The following is a 1,196-nucleotide window of genomic DNA, read 5'->3' as shown; positions in this document are numbered from 1 at the left end:
TTGGAGGTACTCAGGCGGCCTGATTATCAAATCACGGAGAAAGAATTGCTGGCGGCCTGGGTATTATTCGCCAATCAGTTGCTCAAATATGGCTATGCTATGGCTGATTTATGAGGGGATCCTTCAGTGCTCAGCAAGCATCTCAAAAAAGAATTGAGCACTTAGATAAAAAAGTAATTCCCGGTAGTTTGTTGTTGATTCATTGCAAAAAAGAAAATAGCGACACTGATACTCTTGTTTTAGTAAAAATGGAACAAGAAGAGTTTGCCAACGTTATTAATTTTGAGCATCAATATGGTCTTTCCACTGAAAAAAAAGCACTTAACACAGCATTAATAACATTCGGACCAGACAACGATTGCAACATGCTGGTTTCAAGAGCCAATGCATTTTGGATTAATTTTTTAGACATTAGCCCTTTGAGGTCTAATAATATCAATACGGCCAATGCATTTAATGCTATAGATAAAAGCTTAAGAAAAGTAAAAAAGGATGGTTTTAAAGCAGACCACTTAGCGTTACGTAACCACCTAATCACTTACTTAAGAAATGCTGAAGGTAAATTGATTACATACACAGACTTAATCGATACCGTTTTTTCATCACATCAGTCTATAGATAGTCAATTCAAATCTACCGACCTCGTGAAAGAACTTCAAGAGTTGCCAAAGAAAAATAAAGGAAAACAAGCTTTTGACACCCACTTCGAAATTGATTTAGCTGATGTAAACGCAAGAAAACGCACAAACACTATTGATTTAACAGATAAAATTGAACTAAATCTAAAAGATGGTATAGAAAACTTGGAAGATACTATCACGGCACATGAAGTTGATGGCCGAAAGTGTATTATAATATTTACTGATGAAGGATTTAAATACTTCAAAAAAGATTAACTTGTGAGCATTAATCATTATGTTAAATGAATTGAGTAGCATTTGGAAAAGAACATATCTTGACTGGGAGTCGCTTACAGAAACTCTTTCATACTTTTCTGCCGTTGCTAAATATTCTTACCGCGAAGATGACAACGAAATTCTAGAAGAATTTTTACAGAAGTTTGCATCACCCGTCATTCCGCACCTAATTTTCGATTTAAAAAACTTGACGGCGATCGGTCATTCTGATCTATTACTCTCTTTTGCAGGTAATTCATCATGGCCGCTCCCGCTATCTCTATCCGTAACCTCGACCAC

The 1,196-nt window shown here is 36.0% G+C and carries 2 protein-coding genes; both read left to right on the top strand.

Going from position 1 to position 1,196, the window contains the following annotated elements:
* The first annotated feature begins 110 nt into the window (after positions 1-110).
* Positions 111-896, top strand: coding sequence for a nucleoid-associated protein (locus AEA42_RS03365; RefSeq protein WP_055646957.1), 786 nt, complete (start codon positions 111-113; stop codon positions 894-896).
* Positions 897-915: 19 nt separating this feature from the next.
* Positions 916-1,196, top strand: a 281-nt coding sequence (locus AEA42_RS22825) for a hypothetical protein (protein WP_231640348.1), incomplete at its 3' end; no start/stop codon positions are given.

The sequence above is a fragment of the Shewanella sp. Sh95 genome (assembly GCF_001308045.1).
GTDB lineage: Bacteria > Pseudomonadota > Gammaproteobacteria > Enterobacterales > Shewanellaceae > Shewanella > Shewanella xiamenensis.
Note: the sequence above shows the minus strand (reverse complement) of the source record. Positions and strands in the feature narration are given on the sequence as shown.